Here is a 19,391-nt window from a genome sequence, read left to right as displayed (position 1 = left end):
TGTCGAAGAGAAGGAGGTTGCGCTGTCAGGTAAAGGTTAATTTTGCTATAATAACAAGGAAGTTGATAGAATGATAGAGTTGGCTAAATAACTTCGTAGTGACATCCCCCCATTCCGACATTACATAGAGGTGAATAATGAAATTTCCTGCAATTTGTTTGTTTTTACTCGCTTGTCTGTTGCTGCTGCCAACTACTGCCCTCGGTGCTGAAGCGCCAAAGCCGATAAAGCTATTTATGAATGAAAAGCTGTTGGATGTTCAGGGGGCTCAGCCCCGTATTGTGAATGATAATACAATTGTTCCTGTAAGAATTATTGTCGAGCAAATTGGTGCGCAAGTGAGCTGGGACGAAGCGACCAGTAAAGTAACCATTGTGAAAGACAAAGTGAACATCCAACTCGTAATTAACAATGTAACCGCACTTATTAATGGGAAGAAAGAGACATTAGAAGTGGGTCCGAAGATTGAAAATGGTTCTACCATGCTACCACTGCGATTCATAGGTGAGGTATTTGGAATTGAGTTCAAATGGGATGGCCCTACATCGTCTGTCCATATGTTCAAAAAGGATGATTCCGATTCAAAACCCGTAACCGGACCTGTAGATGTTAGTGATCCGAATGGGAATAACGGTAATCCCGAAACAAAGCCGCCAGGAACTAAGCCAACAACCGGGACAGGTAATGGTACCGGCAATGGCAACGGAAACGGAACGCCGATACCAGATCCATCAGTTCGCGTAATCACGTCTATTTCACTGACAGAAACAGAATTGACGGTTACTGCGAAGGATGGAACTCTAACTCCGAATGTATTGAATCTATCGAATCCTTCACGCTTGGTGTTTGATTTCCCGAACACGACATTGGATGATTCACTTCAGAAACTGTTGGTTAAAAATGCAGGAGAACTGCCATCCAAGCAGCCGCTTGTATCCAAAGTGCGATTCTCTAATTTTAATGATAATCCGGCTACCGTAAGAATTATTCTCGATTTGAACGGCCCGGCAGGTTACCAAACGATAGCTACAAAGCTGCCGAATCAGTGGAAGGCAACGATTGGTGAAAAGAAGTTAACTGTGATTATTGATGCTGGGCATGGGGATAACGATCCAGGTGCGCTTTCCATTACAGGTAGGCATGAGAAGGATTTTACACTTGCAACAGCGAATAAAGTAAATGCACTGTTAATCAAAGATAAGCGAATTAACGTTCTGATGACCCGTTCAGATGATACCTTTATTCCATTAGATGATCGTGTTTCTTTTGCCAACAATATTTCAGCGGACCTATTTTTATCGATTCATGGGAATAGCGCCAAAGCAACCGTGTCAGGAACAGAAACCTACTATAACAGGCCCGAAAGCTTAGATTTCGCCAATGTTATTCATAAGTATGCGGTTCCGGCTACTGGATTTGCAGATCGCAAAGTTCGCCAAGCAGATTTCCGTGTGATCACGAAAACCAACATGCCAGCAGTATTGCTTGAAGTTGGTTACTTGTCCAATAAAAATGATGAATCCGCGATGTACAAAGAGGCATTCCAGGACAAATTAGCTGCTTCGCTCGTTGCTGCTATTAAGGAGTACTTGAACCTTAAGTAAGCAATAAGAATTCGAAGCAGCAAAAACTAGGCTAGCATGTCTAGGCATAAAGCTAAGGAGTGAATAAGATGAACAAAACAAGTCGCCTAGTTCAAGGAGCGCTCCTTGTAAGTGCCATCACGTTGTCTATCACGGCCTGTGGCCAGAAAACACAATTAACAGGAGCTGCTACGTCGGAACCACAAGCTACGACTACACCGATTGCAACTATTTCTACGCCAACAGCCACGCCAAAGCCAACACCAGCGCCTCTTAAGCAGGTGCAAGTTAAGGCTTATTACAGTGATCAAGATGAAATGAAGCTCGTTGAGAAAGTGGTAACAATCAGCGTGGAGAAGGATGCTGACACTTATGAGGCTGCATTGAAAGCACTTCAGAAGAATGATGATCCCAAAGCACCTTCATTATTTGACGATATGAAATTCACAAGTGTCAAGTTCGATGCTGCCAAAGGCGAATTGAAGTTGGATATGGCATTCGGACCCAAAACGCAAATGGGTGCGCCTGGAGAAGAATTATTTATCCAAGCATTAAAGAAAACAGTGTTCCAATTTCCTGAAGTGAAAACCTTGTATGTACTTAAAGACGGTAAGCAAGTAGATAGTCTAATGGGACATCTGGAGCTTCCTTACCCGATCAAACGACCTAACTAAATAGGAATTGTAGAGGAGTTACATCGAACATGAAAAATAAGAAATTGGCGAGTGCTATCGTAAGCTCCATGATCATCACAAGTCTAGCAGGTACGCCAGTCCTTGCAGCACCCGTGAATACAACAACATCAACAACAACGAACACGAATGTACGACTATCTTTTAATGATGTGAGCAGTGATTACTGGGGGATTCGCCACATTTCCAAACTAGCCTTAGAAGGCGTTATCGAGGGAGTCGCAGAGGGCATCTACTCACCAGAAACTTCGGTTTCACAACAAGATGTATTAATTATGGCTACACGTATGATGGGCTTACAGGCTGATGCGGACAATTTGGCGACGGATACGGTATTCCCTGATTACATGTTAGTTGATAAATATGCTCGTAACTACGTAGCGCTAGCCTTACAAAAAGGCTTGATATCAACAGAGCAAGAAAAAGTTAGAACGCAAGGTACGAAGCCGGTTGGTAATTGGGGACAACAAAAAGCAACGAGAGAATGGGTGGCTGAAGTCGTCATTCGTGCTATTGGGAAAGCTTCCTTAGCGGAAAGCTTATCTACGAAAGCAACTTCATTTACAGATAACAAACAGATCAGCAACAGTGCGCTAGGTTTCGTAAATGCAGCTGTGTCATTAAAAGTCGTAGATGGGTTCGAAGATGGCTCATTTCAACCGAAAGGCGCGGTAACACGTGCTCAAATGGCTGCTTTCCTAAGTCGTTCACAAAAGAGTTTGACGACATTACCAGAACGCGCTAAAAAAGGGTATATGACAAGCCTAACAAGCGGCAGTATTGGCCTAATGGATAAAGACGGGAATACAAGTACATACAAGATTTCACCTAATACCGTATTTTTCGGAAATAAAAATGATGTAGCTATTTCATCCAAAGAATTGCTAGAAACGTATGAAGTATCCATTGTTCAAGTTAACGGTACAGCTTATTATGTAGAAATCCTAAGTGATGAGCTGTATATGGACATCCACGAAGGACAATTACTGAAGCTTAATCTGACTACGATGAAAGCGACATTAGACGATTATGAAAGTTACGATTTAGCGTCCGATGTTGCCGTAACGGATATGAATGGACGTGGACTTAGCTTAGGAGAGATTGTAGCAGGAAGCACGATCCAAATTCGTAAAAGTCAACTTGTGGACAGCGACAAATATACATCTATCGTTGTCAAACAAATTCCAGTGAGTAAAACGGCGGTTGGTGATATCCAAACGTTGAATAAAGACGCGATGCAACTAACTCTGATTGAGTCTGCCTCTGGAGAGACAGAGATCTATGGATTTTCGAGTAATTTGATTGCTACGCTGGCAGATAATACGCTTATCAATTTGGATGCCATCCATGTTGGAGACACAGTTGAATACACCGTCAAGAATAGTGAAATTGTGAAGCTTATTGTTAAAAAGCAAGCAGATGTTGGAACAAGTGTGGAAGGGACGTTCAAACAGTTTACCGACGACCAATCTACGATTTTGATTAATAAAACGTCTGGTAAAACAGTTGATGCCTATGAGTTAAGCAGTAACACGCGAGTTGTTATTAATGGCTTAGCCAATGCGAGTATTTATGATTTGTCTGCTGGGGATCAATTGAAGTTAGATGTGTTGAATAATAAGGTTACAACGATTACAGTTATTAATCGGTCAATTGAGAATTTATATTTTGCGAAAATTATTGATTACAATGCCTCATCCAAAATTTTAACTGTCACGGATAATGCAGGTAAACCACATGCCTTTCTTTTGAATGATAGTGTTGCCATTTGGTACAACGGAACTAAACTTCCATTCACTAATTTCAATAGCCTATTCTCAGCGGGCAAATATGTAGATCTTCTTGTTTCCAATGATTCGGTTAAACAAATTCAAATGTCCTTGCAGCTGGATGGTGCACTGACACAATTGAATTTACAAACGAATGATATTACATTGAAAACAGATAGTGGACAAAGTTTAACATTTAAACTTAATTTTACACCAATTGTTGAACTTGCTAACAAGCCAAACAGTACGCTTTCCGATTTGAAAGTGGGAGATAAAATTAGTCTGCTTCTAAGTTTTGATCAGGCGACAGTAACGAAAATCGTCACCAGTAACACAAAGGTATTAAAAACCCTATTAACGAATACGAACCAAAAACAAGCTACGTTCTTGGATGACTCCAATACGACTGTTACTATTCCTTTAGATGGGGTACCGCTTGTGAAAGCAGATGGCACGAGTGCTGCATTCGCTGACCTTGCGATTGACGATTATGTGAAATTCTCATTCAAAGGTCTTGCGATTACGAAAGCCGAGTTAGTAACACCTGTTCGAGGTAAAGTAACAGCGGTGAACGCTGCAAGTTCAAGTCTGACCATTCAAGATTTTACAGGTAAAAGTCAAGTAGTTAACGCTGGCAACAATTACAGTGTGAAACTCAATGGCGGCATGGATTGGAGCTTCTCCTCGATTAAAGTTGGGGATCGTGTTCAATTGATGAAGGACGCCAATGATAAACTCATGATTCAAGTTGCTGTCGCTTCTAAACGTGAGTTTGATCAGTATAGCCCTACATTGAACCAAGTGAATGTCAAAGCTTCTGGAGGCGAGCAAACTGCCTATAACCTGTTTCCGAGAGCTTACCTGCACACTAGTACCTCAATTGTCTTGCCATCTTCCTTCGTTTCTGGAGATCAGCTGACGCTTTATATCCTTGACAATAAAATTGTTGAGATTGAAAATTAGATCGTTGAACAAATGTTTAAGGAAAACCGTCTGTATAGGAGAAGCCAATCTTCTCAAACAGGCGGTTTTTTTCTTATTTTCAAAAAAAATGTTTATTTTTTAGAAAATGTTCGCATTTTGACGCTTTCAAGGATTGATTATGCCCTGACAATTCGCTAAACTGAAGAATATTACGACCCTAAGGAAGATCAGCTATGACACAGAAGACAGTAAGACATATTCTGGACACCATCGGTGAACTATATCCGGATGCGCATTGTGAGTTGAATCACAGTAATCCATTTGAATTAACGATTGCCGTGTTGCTATCAGCGCAGTGTACGGATGAAACCGTGAATAAGGTTACCAAAGACTTGTTTGAGAAGTACAAACGACCTGAAGACTACTTGGCTGTTCCGTTAGAGGAACTGGAGCAAGATATTCGGCGAATTGGTTTATTTCGCAACAAGGCTAGTCATATTCATAAGCTGTGTCAGTTGCTACTGGACAAGTTCGGTGGTGAAATTCCTGAGAAGCATGAGCAATTGGTTGAATTGCCTGGTGTTGGGCGTAAGACGGCAAATGTCGTCGTATCGAACGCATTCGGCGTTCCGGCAATTGCGGTTGACACGCATGTCGAACGAGTCTCTAAGCGATTAGGACTTGTTGGCTGGGATGATTCCGTACTAGAAGTTGAAAAGAAGTTAATGAAGAAAGTACCACGTGACGAATGGACGCAAACACATCATCGATTGATTTTCTTCGGTCGATATCACTGTAAGGCACAGAACCCCAATTGCCCGATTTGTCCCTTATTGGACATTTGCCGCGAGGGGAAGAAGCGTATGAAACCACAGCCAACAAGGAAAACTATTACAAACAAATGAAATGCTGACAAAGGATGGGATTGAAATGAAATGCATCGCCGTATATACCAATAGCTTCGAATTGTTCTCCGATATTTATGAGCAAGTGATCAACACGCCGCTAGCCGATAATGAGGAAAAAGTCATTGAAGGTGTAACTGTCAGTGAATCCGGTGAGGTTCCTCAGAATTACATAGACAAAATGAAAACAAAATCCGAGGTTGTTGTGATGAAAGTGAAGGATTCGGATATTACGATTCTTCAGCATCGTGACGTTTTTGAAATTTTCCTGCCGGAAAAAGAAAAAATCGCCCTCACGTAAGTCCAGAATCTCCCTTTGGGAGATTTTTTTTCTGTACAGCTGAGAGGGATAGTTAAGAATCAATCATAGAGGAGCGGAATGAACGAATGTCGCAATTGGTAGCTAGAAGCATCAAGGTCATGCCGGATGCGCTTAAGAAGATGCAACAGGTGCTTGGGCAGGCAGGGGATGAAGATAACGCGGCAAAAATGGGGCAATTGCTCGACAAGCTGGACAGTGGACGGATGAATATTGCGTTCTGCGGACATTTCTCTGCAGGTAAATCAACGCTGATTAATCAACTTTGTGCCCATGCCTTGTTACCGTCGAGTCCGATTCCTACGAGTGCTAATATCGTGAGTATTCGAAATGGGCAGCCTGGTGCGCATGTGACGCATCGCAGCCTTGAAGGAAAGGTCAATCCCTTAGGAGAGACGACAACAATTCCGCTCAGTGAGCTGGAGGCTTACTGTGTAAATGGAACCGATATTGAAACGGTAGAAATCACGTATCCCATTCCTTTTCTAGGTGAAGACACAGCGCTGTTGGACACACCAGGTATTGATTCTACGGATGATGCACATCATCAATCGACGGAATCTGCTTTACACTTAGCTGATGTGGTGTTCTATGTTATGGACTATAACCACGTACAATCAGAAGTGAATTTAGCTTTTACGAAAAAAATGAAGGAGTGGGGAAAACCGCTCTATCTGATTGTGAATATGATTGATAAACACAAGGAGTGGGAGCTTCCCTTTGCACAATATCAAACGGGAACAAAGCAAGCTTTCTTGAACTGGGGCATTGAACCTGATGACCTGTTGTTCGTTACGATGAAGGAACCTGCACATCCGCATAATGAGTACGCTAAACTGCAATGGTTGCTGAGCCGACTTATTGAGCGTGGAGATTCTTTGCGCAGTTATAGTATTGATGCTTCTGCGAGGTATTTGGCAGCAGAGCATAGTAAATGGTTGGCCGAGCAACACGAAGCTCAGAAAGCGGAATTGCTGGAATCGATCCATGAAGAAGGCGATGTGGAGGATGTTCAACAGCTGGCTGCAGCCAAGCAAGAACAACTTAACACATTAAATAGCTTGCCGGAAACGTTAATAGTTGATCTCCGAAAAGATGTTGGTGCCATTATAGAGAATGCCAATATAACACCTGCGTTAACGCGTGATTATGCTAACGCCTATTTGGAGAGCCGTAAGCCTGGTTTTAAGGTTGGATTTTTCGGGGGCGCAGCTAAGACCGCTGCAGAGCAAGAGAAACGGCTGACGGCGTTTCAGGGAGAATTGGCAGAGCAAGTGGAAGCTCAACTTGACTGGCACTTGCGAGATGCCCTGAAAAAGGCAGCAAGTGATCAAGGTCAGCATGATGTTGCGTTAATTGCTCAGATTGAAGCTTTGAAGGTTGAAGTAACCGGCCTTTTGATTGCTTCCCAGGTGAATACGGGAGCAACGTTCGGCGGTGAGTATACGTTAAACTACATGAAGCAGCTTGCTGGCGAGTTGAAGCTGCAGTACCGCAAACTGGCGTTTGCGGTGATTGACATCATCGCGGCGGCGGTCCGCGACAGTTCCCTTCCAGCCGCCGCTGCGCTAGCGGCTGAGCTTGAAGCCCTGAGCGGCCGGCTGAGCGCCTGCCGCGAGCTCGCTCGCCTCGAGGAAGCCGAGGCGGCGGCTGAGACCCAGCTGCTGCGCATGGCCAGCTGGGAAAGACCGTCTGCGCCGGCGCTGCCGGATGCGCAGCAGTACACGGCCATGGAGGAGCCGGCAGCAGCCCCGCTGAGCGGGGCTAACCTGCACGTGACCTCCATGGGCACGATCCTGCAGGCTGCCGCGATAGCTTCGGCAGCTGCAGGCACGGGCGACGCTGCTCCAACGGCAGCAGCAGCGCCCGCAACGCCGTCATCCGTGTTCACCTCGGGTGAGCACGGACGGCGCATGGAGCGCAAGGCCGCCGACTTGCAGGCGGCCTCAAGCCTCATCGACGGGCTGCCGTCGATGAGGTCGCTCGCGCGCTCCATGCGCGAGAAAGCGGACCGTCTGCGCCAGCGGACGTTCACGATTGCGCTGTTCGGCGCATTCAGCGCGGGTAAATCTTCGTTCGCCAATGCACTGATTGGTGAACGGGTGTTGCCGGTGTCGCCGAACCCGACGACGGCGGCGATCAACAAGATCATGCCGCCGACGGAAGGCTGGCCGCACGGTACCGCCAAGGTCAAGATGAAGAAAGCAGAAGCCATCTTGGAGGATGTGCTCTACTCGCTTCAAATTCTAGGCGTTGAAGCAATCGATATGTCGTCCGCGTTGAAACGGATAGGCCAGCTTTCACCTGCTGACGTAACAGCCAAAGGAAAACCCCATTTCTCTTTCCTGAAAGCTGTTGAAAAAGGTTGGGAAGCAGCCTCGGGTCAATTGGGTACTGAACTTCGGATCACGAAAGATGAATTCTCAGGGTATGTAGCAGAAGAACACAAGTCCTGTTTTGTGGAATTTATTGAATTATATTATTCCAATCCGCTGACGGATCAAGGTATCATTTTCGTGGATACACCAGGGGCAGATTCTATTAATGCTCGACATACGGGGGTCGCTTTTAACTATATTAAAAATGCAGATGCTATTCTTTTCGTCACTTATTATAACCATGCATTTTCCCAGGCAGACCGCGAGTTTCTGCTTCAGCTAGGTCGTGTTAAAGATAGCTTTGAAATGGATAAAATGTTTTTCATCGTTAACGCGTCTGATTTGGCGGCAAGCTCAGAGGAGCTGGCAGGGGTCGTGAAGCATGTGGAGACGAATTTAGTGCAGCACGGTATTCGTCATCCACGTATTTATCCGATATCCAGTTATTTGGCAGCAGAAGGTAAAATCAATGGCAATGAAAGCTTAGTCGTACAATCGGGTATTCAACCTTTTGAGCAGCAGTTTGTTCAATTCACCTTGAATGAACTCAGTGATGTGGCCATTCATTCGGCTAATCTAGAGCTTCATCGAGCAATTAGCACCATGCAGAAGTGGCTGGAACGAGCACAATCGGGTGAGGAAGAACGTAGACTACAGCTTATTATGTTGGAGGAGTCGGAACAACAGGGCTTAGACCTATTAGACGACACACGCTATGATGCGGAGCTGAAAGAATTGAAGAAGGAAATCCAAGAGTTGATGTACTACGTTAAGCAACGTACGATGTATCGCTTTGGAGAGCTTTATAATTTTGCATTCAATCCTTCTACCTTCCGTGATGAAGCCAAAGACCCTAAGGCCGCACTGCAATTCGCATGGAATGAACTGCTGCGCATGATCGGCCATGATTTATCGCAAGAAGTTCTAGCCACTACACTTCGTGTGGAGAATCGCATGAATCTCATTAGTACGAAGCGAATGAATCGTTGGGGTGAGGAGCTGAGCTTACTGTTAGAAGGCTTTGAGAAGGCTGCCTACGAGTCCAGCAAGTTTGTGACACCTGAGGTGACTACGAAGCTTGAAGCATCGGAAGTGAGTTTGAAGCTGCTTCAGAGTTATTTCAAGAATGCGAAGCAATTTTTTGAAGGTGATGGTAAAGGCAAGTTGAAAGCTGAATTAGAGAATCGGATCAATGCCCCGGTTGTTACGTTTATTGAAGGGCAAACCAATGAGCTCGAGCAAGCTTACGGCATCCAACTGGAAAAGTGGTTAATTTCACAGAAATTGATCATGGAGCAACAGGTAAAAGAACACGCAGAAGGGCTTCGCGATGCACTTCAAATGAAGATTGATTTGGATGAACTCATATCTAAACAGCATCAGTTGAAGGCATTTGTTTAGCTATTAAACAAAAGGGTGACTAGGTTCTTCGGAACTTAGTTGCCCCTTTTTTTGGATTGTTCATGTAAAGGCTTTCATTGGCGGTTATCCCGATGATTTAAAAGAATAGGGGGGATTACTACACGTTTTTGTGAATTTATGCCTATTTAAGCGATTAAATCCGATTATCCTCGAATTGCTCACATATAGTGATGGTGTTAAGATTCATAAAGTGTTCACACATTATAAGCGTTTCAAATCTATCCTTTTAAGGAGGGCCCAAAGTGGATGTATTCAGGCAACTGAAGCCATATTTTTGGCCAGAGAAAAAACTGTTTTTTGGAGCTATTGCATGTCTTGCAATCGCTACCGCGCTCGGCTTGGTGTACCCCAATTTGCTTCGGTATTTGATTGACGAAGTTATCACCAAGAAGCAATTTGGCCTAGTGCCGAAACTGGCACTCATCGTTGTACTTGTTGTTTCTACAAAGGGGATGTTCCAATTTTTGCATGGTTTGTGCGGGGGTCGCTTAGGTAACCGTGTTGCTTACCACTTACGGAATGCACTATACAAGAAACTGCAATATTTGTCGTTCCAGTACTACGATCAAGCAAGAACGGGAGACTTGATGTCCAGGTTGACAGCTGACTTGGAAGCAATTCGCCAATTTATTGGCTTTGGCTTCGCACAAATACTGAATGTATTGTTAATGCTCGTTTTCGGTATGGCGATGATGTTTTCTATCAGTTGGAAGTTAGCTTTACTTACGATGATTACTATGCCTTTTCTAGCTTTTACTGCCGTTCGCTTTGAAGGTAAAATTCATCCGGCTTTCCGGATGGTGCGTCAGTCCTTGAGCACAATGACAACGGCTGTTCAAGAAAATATTACAGGTGTTCGGACTGTTAAATCATTTGCACGCGAACCGCATGAAATTTCCAAGTTCGCTGAACGTAATGAGGATTACAAGTCCATGAATATTGGGTCGTCAGGGATTTGGGCAAAGTACTTCCCGATCATGGAGATTCTAGCGAACTTGAGTGTCGTTATACTACTCGGGGCTGGCGGTTACATGGTAATTGACGGGGCGATCTCACTAGGTGAATTGGTAGCCTGCTTTAGTCTTATTTGGTACATAATCGGTCCGATGTGGGGACTTGGTTTTCACATTAATAACTTTACACAAACGAAAGCTTCTGGTGAAAAAATTCTCGAGGTTCTGCATCACTACATGCATGTAAAAGATAGCGAAAACGCTGCAGCTCTGACTAAGGTTGATGGGCACGTTCGATTCGAAAATGTCACATTCGCTTATCCCGAAAAACAACCGGCCTTATATAATTTTACACTGGATGCCCCTCCAGGCTCTGTCATTGGACTCTTAGGCAGTACGGGATCAGGGAAAACGACCGTGATTTCGCTCCTGATGAGAGCTTACAATGTCAAAGAAGGCAAGGTAATGCTTGATGGAAAGGATATTCGTTCTTTACAGATTGAAAGCTACCGCAGCCAAATTTCAACGGTTTTCCAAGAAACGTTCCTATTCTCTTCTACGATTCGAAATAATATCGCATACGGTCGCAAAAATGTGACCATGGACGAAATTATTCGGGCTGCGAAGCTAGCCAAAGCGCATGATTTCATTTCGGAGCTGCCTGAAGGCTATGACACCTTAGTGGGTGAACGTGGACTCGGTCTTTCCGGAGGACAAAAACAGCGGATTGCGATTGCTAGAGCTCTGATCAAAGATCCGAAGATCCTCGTGCTAGATGATGCTACAAGTGCAGTTGACATGGAAACAGAACATGAAATTCAAGCTGGTTTTGGTGAAGTTATGGCAGGACGTACAACGTTCATCATTGCGCACCGAATCTCATCTTTGAAACATGCGGACGAAATCATTGTACTCGATAAAGGGCGCGTCATTCAAAGAGGTAAGCATCATGAACTTCTACAGCAAGAGGGCTTGTACCGCCAAACGTATGAGATTCAGTATGCAGACGGTCCACAAAACCAATCTGCTCAGAACCAAGCAGCCGTTACCCGAGAAGAGGGGACTTCTGTAGACTCAGAAGTTGACGTCAATCCAATAACCCATTCCTCCAAGCCAGAAAGAAGGTTAGCAAATTGAGTACTCCATCGAAACAAGCTGAGGCAGCTGCGCCGAATCCAGATTCTCAAACAGGGCATCGCTTCGTTTATCAAGATGATGAACTAATCGAAAAGCCTTTTGACTGGGGCCAATTAAAACGCTTGTTTGGCTATATGAAGCCTTATCGTAAACAAATGCTGCCCATCATCATTACCATGATGCTTTTGGGCGCGATTACGAAATTGACAGTTCCACTTCTCATCAGTAAAGCAATTGACAATGCGATTATCCCGAAAGATAAGAATATGCTCTTTATCATTGTTGGCATTATGCTCAGTGTCTATCTAATTCAATGGCTTGCGAATACATTCCGTATCAAATATACGAACATGATCGGGCAACGTGTCATCTATGATCTTCGTCATGACCTTTTCAGTCATATTCAGAAGCTCTCATTTCGTTTCTTCGATACGAGACCAGCCGGGTCTGTCCTTGTTCGTGTGACGAACTATGTGAATTCCTTACAGGATTTATTTACGAACGGTGTCGTCAACTTATTGATCGACGTTGTACAACTCGTAGGTATCATTATTATCTTGCTATCATTTAATTTTAAATTAGGTGCATCGATCATTGTTACAGTTCCTATTATGTTTATCATCTCGACAAAGCTTCGGACCAAAATCCGCCGCTCTTGGCAAGATGTTACGATGAAGCAATCCCGATTGAATGCCCACTTGAATGAGTGTATTCAAGGTATTAAAGTCACACAGGCCTACACACAGGAGAAAGAGAACATTCAGTTCTTCTCCAAAATGAACATGACCAATCGATTATCCTGGAATCGTGCTTCCATGCTGAATCAATCCTTTGGGCCACTCATTGAAATAACAGGTGCAATTGGTTACTTTATCTTATTCTGGTTGGGTGCGCATTTGATTCAAACGGGTGAAATCAGCGTTGGTTTACTTGTAGCGTTCGCGACTTACATCGGGTATTTCTGGGAGCCGATTACCCGTTTGGGGCAGATGTATTCGCAGTTATTGATTGCGATGGCTTCGGCGGAGCGGATTTTTGAATTTATGGATGAGAAACCTACGGTGGCAGAAATCGAAGGTGCGAAAGATTTACCTACCGTACAAGGAAATGTGAAGTTCAAAGATCTTGTTTTCGAGTATGAGCCTGGACGCCCAGCACTGAATCGGATCAATTTGGATGTAACTGCCGGACAATCTATCGCTTTGGTAGGTCATACCGGATCTGGGAAAAGTACGATTATGAACTTACTCTGTCGCTTCTATGACCCGAATGAAGGGGTTGTTGAAGTCGATGGATACAACATTCGTAATGTCACGATCCAAAGTCTTCGCTCCCAAATTGGTGTTGTACTCCAAGATACATTTATTTTCTCGGGCTCGATACGTGATAACATTCGTTTCGGTCGATTAAATGCAACAGATGATGAAATCGAGCAGGTCGCAAAAGCTGTTCATGCGCATGATTTTATCGCTCAGTTGCCTAATGGGTATGACACAGAAGTGCAAGAGCGCGGTAACGTCCTGTCGATGGGGCAGCGCCAATTGATTTCCTTTGCAAGAGCCCTTCTTGCGAATCCGCGAGTGCTCATTTTGGATGAAGCGACGGCAAGTATTGACACGGATACGGAGCTCAAAATCCAAGAGGCACTTAAGACGCTTCTAGCGGGTCGTACGTCATTTATAGTAGCGCATCGTCTTTCTACGATTCGTAATGCCGACAAAATCGTCGTACTGGATCACGGACGTATGATGGAAATCGGTAATCATGATGAACTCATGAAGGAACAGAAGATCTACTACGGCTTGATTCAAGCCCAGTATAAATTTTTGCAGGATGCTGTATAGGTTTGAACAAAGGGAGCTGCTTAGCCACTTGGATGTGGTTAGGCAGCTTTTTTGTGTGCGATGCAAAGGGAATCAATGTAGACTTCTGAACGCCAACCCCCACTTAAGCAGCCACTACTCAACCAACCACCACTAGCTATTTTAATCAACCAGTCACCCGAAAAAGTGTATGCGGCATGCTGTAAGTCGAAAAAATCGACCTACAGGCGGGAATTATAGCTGTGAGCGTGCTGTAAGTCGAAAAAATCGACTTACAGGTGAGAATTATAACTGTGAGCGTGCTGTAAGTCGAAAAAATCGACTTACAGGCGGGAATTATATCTTTGAGCGTGCTGTAAGTCGAAAAAATCGACTTACAGGCGGGAATTATATCTTTGAGCGTGCTGTAACTCGAAAAAATCGACTTACAGGTAGGAATTATAGCTGTGACATGCTGTAAGTTGAAAAAATCGACCTACAGGCGGGAATTATAGCTGTGAGCGTGCTGTAAGTCGAAAAAATCGACCTACAGGCGGGACTAGAGTAGTGTGCATACTACAATCACCACCCCGTAAACTCACCCATCTTTACAATGTTTGCAAAATTTGACGAGAAGCTATACTCTTAAATTGGAAATATGCCAAATATTCGCAGGAGGGGACAGCAATGAAATCATCTCGTTTCATTTGGGGTGCCATTGGTTTAACCGCGTCAATTTCTACGATCGTTTTCGCTGTTGGCTTTGCATACGCGGCGAATCAAATATGGTTTCCTAAAGCCTCTGGAGATTTGCAATTAGCCACTCCAGCGCCAACGAAACCATCGATAATCGAAAGTAACAATAAGTTACAAATTGTCGCATTAGGGGATTCACTTACAGCAGGAACAGGCGACAATACGGGTAAAGGCTACGTAGGACGAGTCCGTGAGAAGCTGGAAAAAGCAAGCGGCAAACCTGTCTTCGTACTTAATAACCTTGCTATTCCTGGCTACAAAAGCGATCAACTTCTGACGGATTTAGAACAGAAAAAAACACAAGATGCACTTGCGCAAGCTGATATTATTTTGCTTACCATTGGGGGAAATGATATTTTTGCAGGAGGCGAAGGGCTTTTCAAAGGAGCTAACCAAACGGAATTTAATCCTGAGGCCGCTGAGAAGCGTGTAGACCCTGCACTCACCAAGATGGAGAAGATTATTTCGACCATTAACAAAGCAAACCCGAAAGCAACGCTATTATATATCGGTTTATATCACCCTTTTCTGGATCTTGATCCGACAAGAGAGGGCTCTTTAACTGTACAGCGATGGAATAACGGGGTGTTTAAGTTAACTAATCAATATCCACAGATGCTGATTGTTCCTACTTACGACCTATTTGAACAAAATTTGATCAAATACTTATCCTCTGCTGATCATTTTCATCCAAATGGGGATGGCTATGAACGAATTGCAGATCGAATTGTCCAAATTTTAAAATAGGGAGGTCATGGTAAATGGCTATTGCAACGCCTCAGATCGTTTTATCTGTCAATAATCTTAAAAAAAGAATTAAAAATAAAGAAATTATCAAAGGAATTTCTTTTGATGTCTACGCAGGCGAGATTTTTGGTTTCCTTGGGCCTAATGGTTCAGGTAAAACAACGACAATTCGTATGCTCGTGGATTTAATTCGTCCTACGGAAGGCACGATACACATTTGTGGGTTCGATGTTCATAAGGAACATGACGAAGCCATGAGAAAAGTAGGATGTATTGTTGAAAATCCTGAACTCTATTCCTATCTGACTGGGTGGGAAAATCTTGAGCATTTTGCCCGCATGCTGCCGGATGTAGATGACAATCGAATTAAAGAAGTTGTCGACATTGTTTCGATGGATGCGCGCATTCATGATAAAGTACGGACCTATTCCCTCGGTATGCGTCAGCGTTTAGGAATCGCTCAGGCACTTCTAGGTCGACCCAGTCTATTGATTTTGGACGAGCCTACGAACGGACTTGATCCTCAGGGAATTAAAGAAATGAGGGAGTTTATACAACGTTTAGCTGCGGATGGACTTAGCTTGTTCGTCTCCAGTCACTTACTTAGCGAGCTTCAGCAAATGTGTGATCGTGTAGCCATTATTAGTCATGGCGAAGTGATTCAAGTTGGTGCTGTGGATGAGCTGATTGCTCAGGGTGGCAGGGTGGTTTGGACAGTTTCTCCAGGAGATCAAGCCGAGCGTGTGCTTCAAACTTCGGAAATGGTGTTATCTATCCAAACCTTAGATTCAGACAACCCAATAGGGATACCAGCTGCTGCAAAGCAAATTGCTACGCAAATGGATCAAGTAAACATTCCTAAGCTAAGTCAACGACTTATCGAAGAAGGAATTAGCCTATATGCGGTAGAAATCAAAAATCCAACACTGGAAGATCTGTTCTTGCGTTTAACTGAAGGGGAACGAATCGAGTAAAAGAGGGTGAAAGAATTGACAGGACTATATGCTTTAGTTAAAAATGAAATGATTAAAATGATTAAGAAAAAGCGATTTTACGTCATTCTACTTATTCTTCTTGCTTTAATTCCCATGTTCACTTATGCTCAAATGCGAGTTGCTCAACATACACAGAAGCAATTTGGAACATCGGATTGGAAGGCTGATCAGCGTCAGAAAGTGACGGATTGGGAAAAACGCCTCAGTTCGGCACGAACACCAGATGAGTGGAAGCAACAGCTTCGCGTTCAAATTCAAATTGCGAATTATTATTTAGAACAAGATGTGAATCCCAGCTCCCCGAATGCGGTTACATTTACACGTGAATTTGTCAAAAATGCCGTTGGTTTATTTATTCCGTTGATTATTATGGTCATTTCAGCAGATATCGTATCATCCGAGCATTCTACGGGGACTATTAAATTATTGTTGACAAGACCGGTCAGGCGTTGGAAAATCCTATTGAGTAAATTAATTACCGTTGTCTTCTTTACTTCGCTGACTGTTTTGTCGACTGGATTGATCTGTTACTTGATTTCAGGCATTGTTTTTGGCTATAACGGATGGACGATGCCGATCTTCACGGGTATTCAGCTAACAGGCGCAGATGTCGATTTTAGTCGTGTAAGAGCAGTAGATCAATGGTTCTTCCTCTTGATGGAATTCGGCTTAGTATGGTTTACAGCAATTGTCGTAGCGATTATGTCGCTTATGCTTTCTGTACTAATTCGATCAACCGCAGCAGGTATGGGGGTCATGCTTGCCGTATTAATATCAGGAACCATTCTTTCGAATATGGTGTCCTCTTGGGAAACGGCTAAATATTTGTTTATGGTCAACTTGGATCTGACAAAGTATTTGACAGGAGGAATCCCACCTATTCAAGGTATGGATCTAGGCTTCTCTCTTAGTGTATTAAGTGTTTGGACCGTACTGGCGTTAATTGTTTCATTTACGGTATTTTCACGCAAAGATATTTTAAATTAGAGTATAAAGAGATAAAGGAGGGCTCCAATGGCTGAGCAGCTAGAATTTGCGAAAGGGAAAGCCCCGACACCCGTCACGGATTACGAAGCAGATGATATTCAAGTCCTGGAAGGGCTTGTCGCCGTTCGTAAAAGACCAGGGATGTATATTGGGAGTACCAGTTCCTCAGGTCTTCATCATCTGATCTGGGAAATCGTAGATAATGCAGTCGATGAGCATCTGGCAAAGCATTGTTCCAAAATTAATGTCACGATACATAAAGATCAATCCATTACGGTACAGGATAATGGCCGCGGTATTCCTACAGGCATGCATAAAACAGGCGTTCCAACGCCTCAAGTCGTTTATACAATCCTGCATGCAGGCGGTAAGTTTGGTGGCTCAGGTTACAAGAAGTCCGGGGGCTTACATGGTGTAGGCGCTTCCGTTACGAATGCACTTTCCGAGTGGTTGGAAGTTGAAATCAACCGTGAAGGTAAAGTACATCGGATGCGTTTCGAATATTGGGTAGATGATAAAGGGATTGAACATGTTGGTGAACCGGTTACAGGACTTGAAGTTATCGGCAATACCAACCGTACAGGAACGAAAGTAACGTTTAAACCAGATAAACGCGTCTTCCAAGGCGGCACGACGATTAATTACGATACGCTTGCTGAACGTTTACAAGAGATTGCGTTCCTTAACTCTGGTCTGCAAGTAAATTTGAAGGATGATCGCACCGATAAAGTGGATTCGTTCCAGTATGAGGGCGGCGCAAGTCAATTCGTAGCCTTCTTGAACGAAGAGAAGACCGTGCTGCATCCTGTGATTCATTTTGCCTCAGAGAAGGACGACATTGAAGTTGAAGTTGCACTTCAATACAATGATGGCTACACAGAGACGATTGCTTCCTTCGTGAACTCTATTCCTACCCGCGGCGGTGGAACCCACGAAACGGGTTTCAAGACTGCTTATACGAGGGTGATGAATGAATATGCCCGTAAAGGGGGCATTCTCAAGGAAAAGGATAAAAACCTCGATGGAACGGATCTCAGAGAAGGTATGATGTCGGTTATCAATATCAAAATGGGTGATGTTGAGTTTGTAGGACAAACCAAAGACCAACTGGGAAGTGCAATTGCACGTAGTGCAGTGGACGCCGTAGTTTCCGATAAAATGACGGTTTTCCTTGAAGAGAATCCACAAATCGCACAAATGATGCTGAAGAAAGCTGTACAGGCATCAAGAGCGAGAGAAGCAGCGCGAAAAGCACGTGAGGAGATTCGCAGCGGCAAGAAAGGTAAGAGCGAGAGCTCAAACCTGAATGGGAAGCTTACACCTGCACAGTCGAAGGATTTGCAACGAAATGAGCTGTTCATCGTGGAAGGTGATTCCGCTGGTGGGTCAGCTAAGCAAGGACGAGATTCGAAGCATCAAGCGATTTTGCCGCTTAAAGGGAAGCCAATGAATCCTGAGAAGGCGAAGTTGTTGGACATTTTGAAAAACGAAGAATATAAGGCTATTATTGCAGCAATCGGTGCAGGCGTAGGGTCGGAGTTCGAAGCGGAAGAAACGAATTACGGTAAAATTATTATAATGACTGATGCTGATACTGATGGCGCACACATTCAGGTACTGCTGCTAACCTTCTTCTACCGGTACATGAAGCCGTTGATTGATGCGGGAAAAGTGTATATTGCGCAACCACCTCTGTATAAAGTGACGAGAAAAGGTAAAAATGGTGGTCATAAATACGCTTGGACAGATGATCAGCTGCAGAAAGTGGTCAAAGAGCTCGGTAAAAATACAGAGCTTCAGCGTTATAAAGGACTAGGCGAGATGAATCCAGATCAGCTGTGGGAAACTACAATGAATCCGGAAAGCCGGACGCTGCTTCAAGTACAGATTGAAGATGCGGCCAAAGCAGAACGACGTGTGACAACATTGATGGGTGATAAAGTAGATCCACGTAAGAGATGGATTATCGAAAACGTTGATTTTACTGAATATGTTGAGTAGACCAAAAAGAGTGGTGACGAG

General features: G+C 43.9%; 12 protein-coding genes. All 12 read left to right on the top strand.

All coding sequences use genetic code 11. The annotated features are described in order from the left end of the window. The first annotated feature begins 137 nt into the window (after positions 1 to 137). The 12 genes from AC58QM_RS05245 (at position 138) to parE (ending at position 19,370) form a co-directional block, all read left to right on the top strand. The gene (locus AC58QM_RS05245; RefSeq protein ID WP_497281998.1) at positions 138 to 1,604 is read left to right on the top strand and encodes an N-acetylmuramoyl-L-alanine amidase family protein; all 1,467 of its coding nucleotides are present in this window, start codon (positions 138 to 140) and stop codon (positions 1,602 to 1,604) included. 68 nt (positions 1,605 to 1,672) lie between these two features. Then, a complete protein-coding gene (locus tag AC58QM_RS05240; protein WP_497281996.1) occupies positions 1,673 to 2,257 on the top strand; it encodes a GerMN domain-containing protein in 585 nt (194 codons plus the stop codon). Positions 2,258 to 2,286: 29 nt separating this feature from the next. Further along, entirely contained in the window at positions 2,287 to 5,007 is a 2,721-nt protein-coding gene (locus AC58QM_RS05235; RefSeq protein ID WP_497281994.1) for an S-layer homology domain-containing protein, read from the top strand. 194 nt (positions 5,008 to 5,201) lie between these two features. Then, positions 5,202 to 5,873: an endonuclease III gene (nth, locus tag AC58QM_RS05230; RefSeq protein ID WP_497281992.1), complete on the top strand. Its 672-nt coding sequence runs from the start codon at positions 5,202 to 5,204 to the stop codon at positions 5,871 to 5,873. A gap of 25 nt (positions 5,874 to 5,898) precedes the next feature. After that, positions 5,899 to 6,174, top strand: a complete 276-nt coding sequence (locus tag AC58QM_RS05225; RefSeq protein WP_028554377.1) for a hypothetical protein — start codon at positions 5,899 to 5,901, stop codon at positions 6,172 to 6,174. An 86-nt stretch (positions 6,175 to 6,260) separates the two neighbouring features. Then, complete coding sequence (locus AC58QM_RS05220; protein WP_497281990.1) at positions 6,261 to 9,971, top strand: dynamin family protein; 3,711 nt, start codon at positions 6,261 to 6,263, stop codon at positions 9,969 to 9,971. Positions 9,972 to 10,234: 263 nt separating this feature from the next. Continuing rightward, entirely contained in the window at positions 10,235 to 12,082 is a 1,848-nt protein-coding gene (locus tag AC58QM_RS05215) for an ABC transporter ATP-binding protein (protein WP_497281988.1), read from the top strand. Next, positions 12,079 to 13,926 carry an ABC transporter ATP-binding protein gene (locus AC58QM_RS05210; RefSeq protein ID WP_497281986.1) on the top strand — a complete coding sequence of 616 codons (1,848 nt, stop codon included), beginning with the start codon at positions 12,079 to 12,081 and terminating at the stop codon, positions 13,924 to 13,926. The genes AC58QM_RS05215 and AC58QM_RS05210 overlap by 4 nt, the downstream gene beginning before the upstream one ends. Positions 13,927 to 14,571: 645 nt before the next feature. Then, entirely contained in the window at positions 14,572 to 15,387 is an 816-nt protein-coding gene (locus tag AC58QM_RS05205; protein WP_497281984.1) for a GDSL-type esterase/lipase family protein, read from the top strand. 14 nt (positions 15,388 to 15,401) lie between these two features. Then, positions 15,402 to 16,361 carry an ABC transporter ATP-binding protein gene (locus tag AC58QM_RS05200; RefSeq protein WP_497281982.1) on the top strand — a complete coding sequence of 320 codons (960 nt, stop codon included), beginning with the start codon at positions 15,402 to 15,404 and terminating at the stop codon, positions 16,359 to 16,361. A gap of 15 nt (positions 16,362 to 16,376) precedes the next feature. Then, complete coding sequence (locus AC58QM_RS05195) at positions 16,377 to 17,369, top strand: DUF2705 family protein (protein WP_497281980.1); 993 nt, start codon at positions 16,377 to 16,379, stop codon at positions 17,367 to 17,369. Positions 17,370 to 17,396: 27 nt separating this feature from the next. Next, positions 17,397 to 19,370 (top strand): DNA topoisomerase IV subunit B, encoded by a 1,974-nt coding sequence (gene parE, locus AC58QM_RS05190; RefSeq protein ID WP_497281978.1) that lies wholly within the window; start codon positions 17,397 to 17,399, stop codon positions 19,368 to 19,370. The last annotated feature ends 21 nt before the right edge of the window (positions 19,371 to 19,391 follow it).

The sequence above is a fragment of the Paenibacillus sp. J22P165 genome, assembly GCF_059692015.1.
The sequence above is the reverse complement of the archived record's forward strand: the minus strand, read 5'-3'. Positions and strand labels throughout refer to the sequence as shown.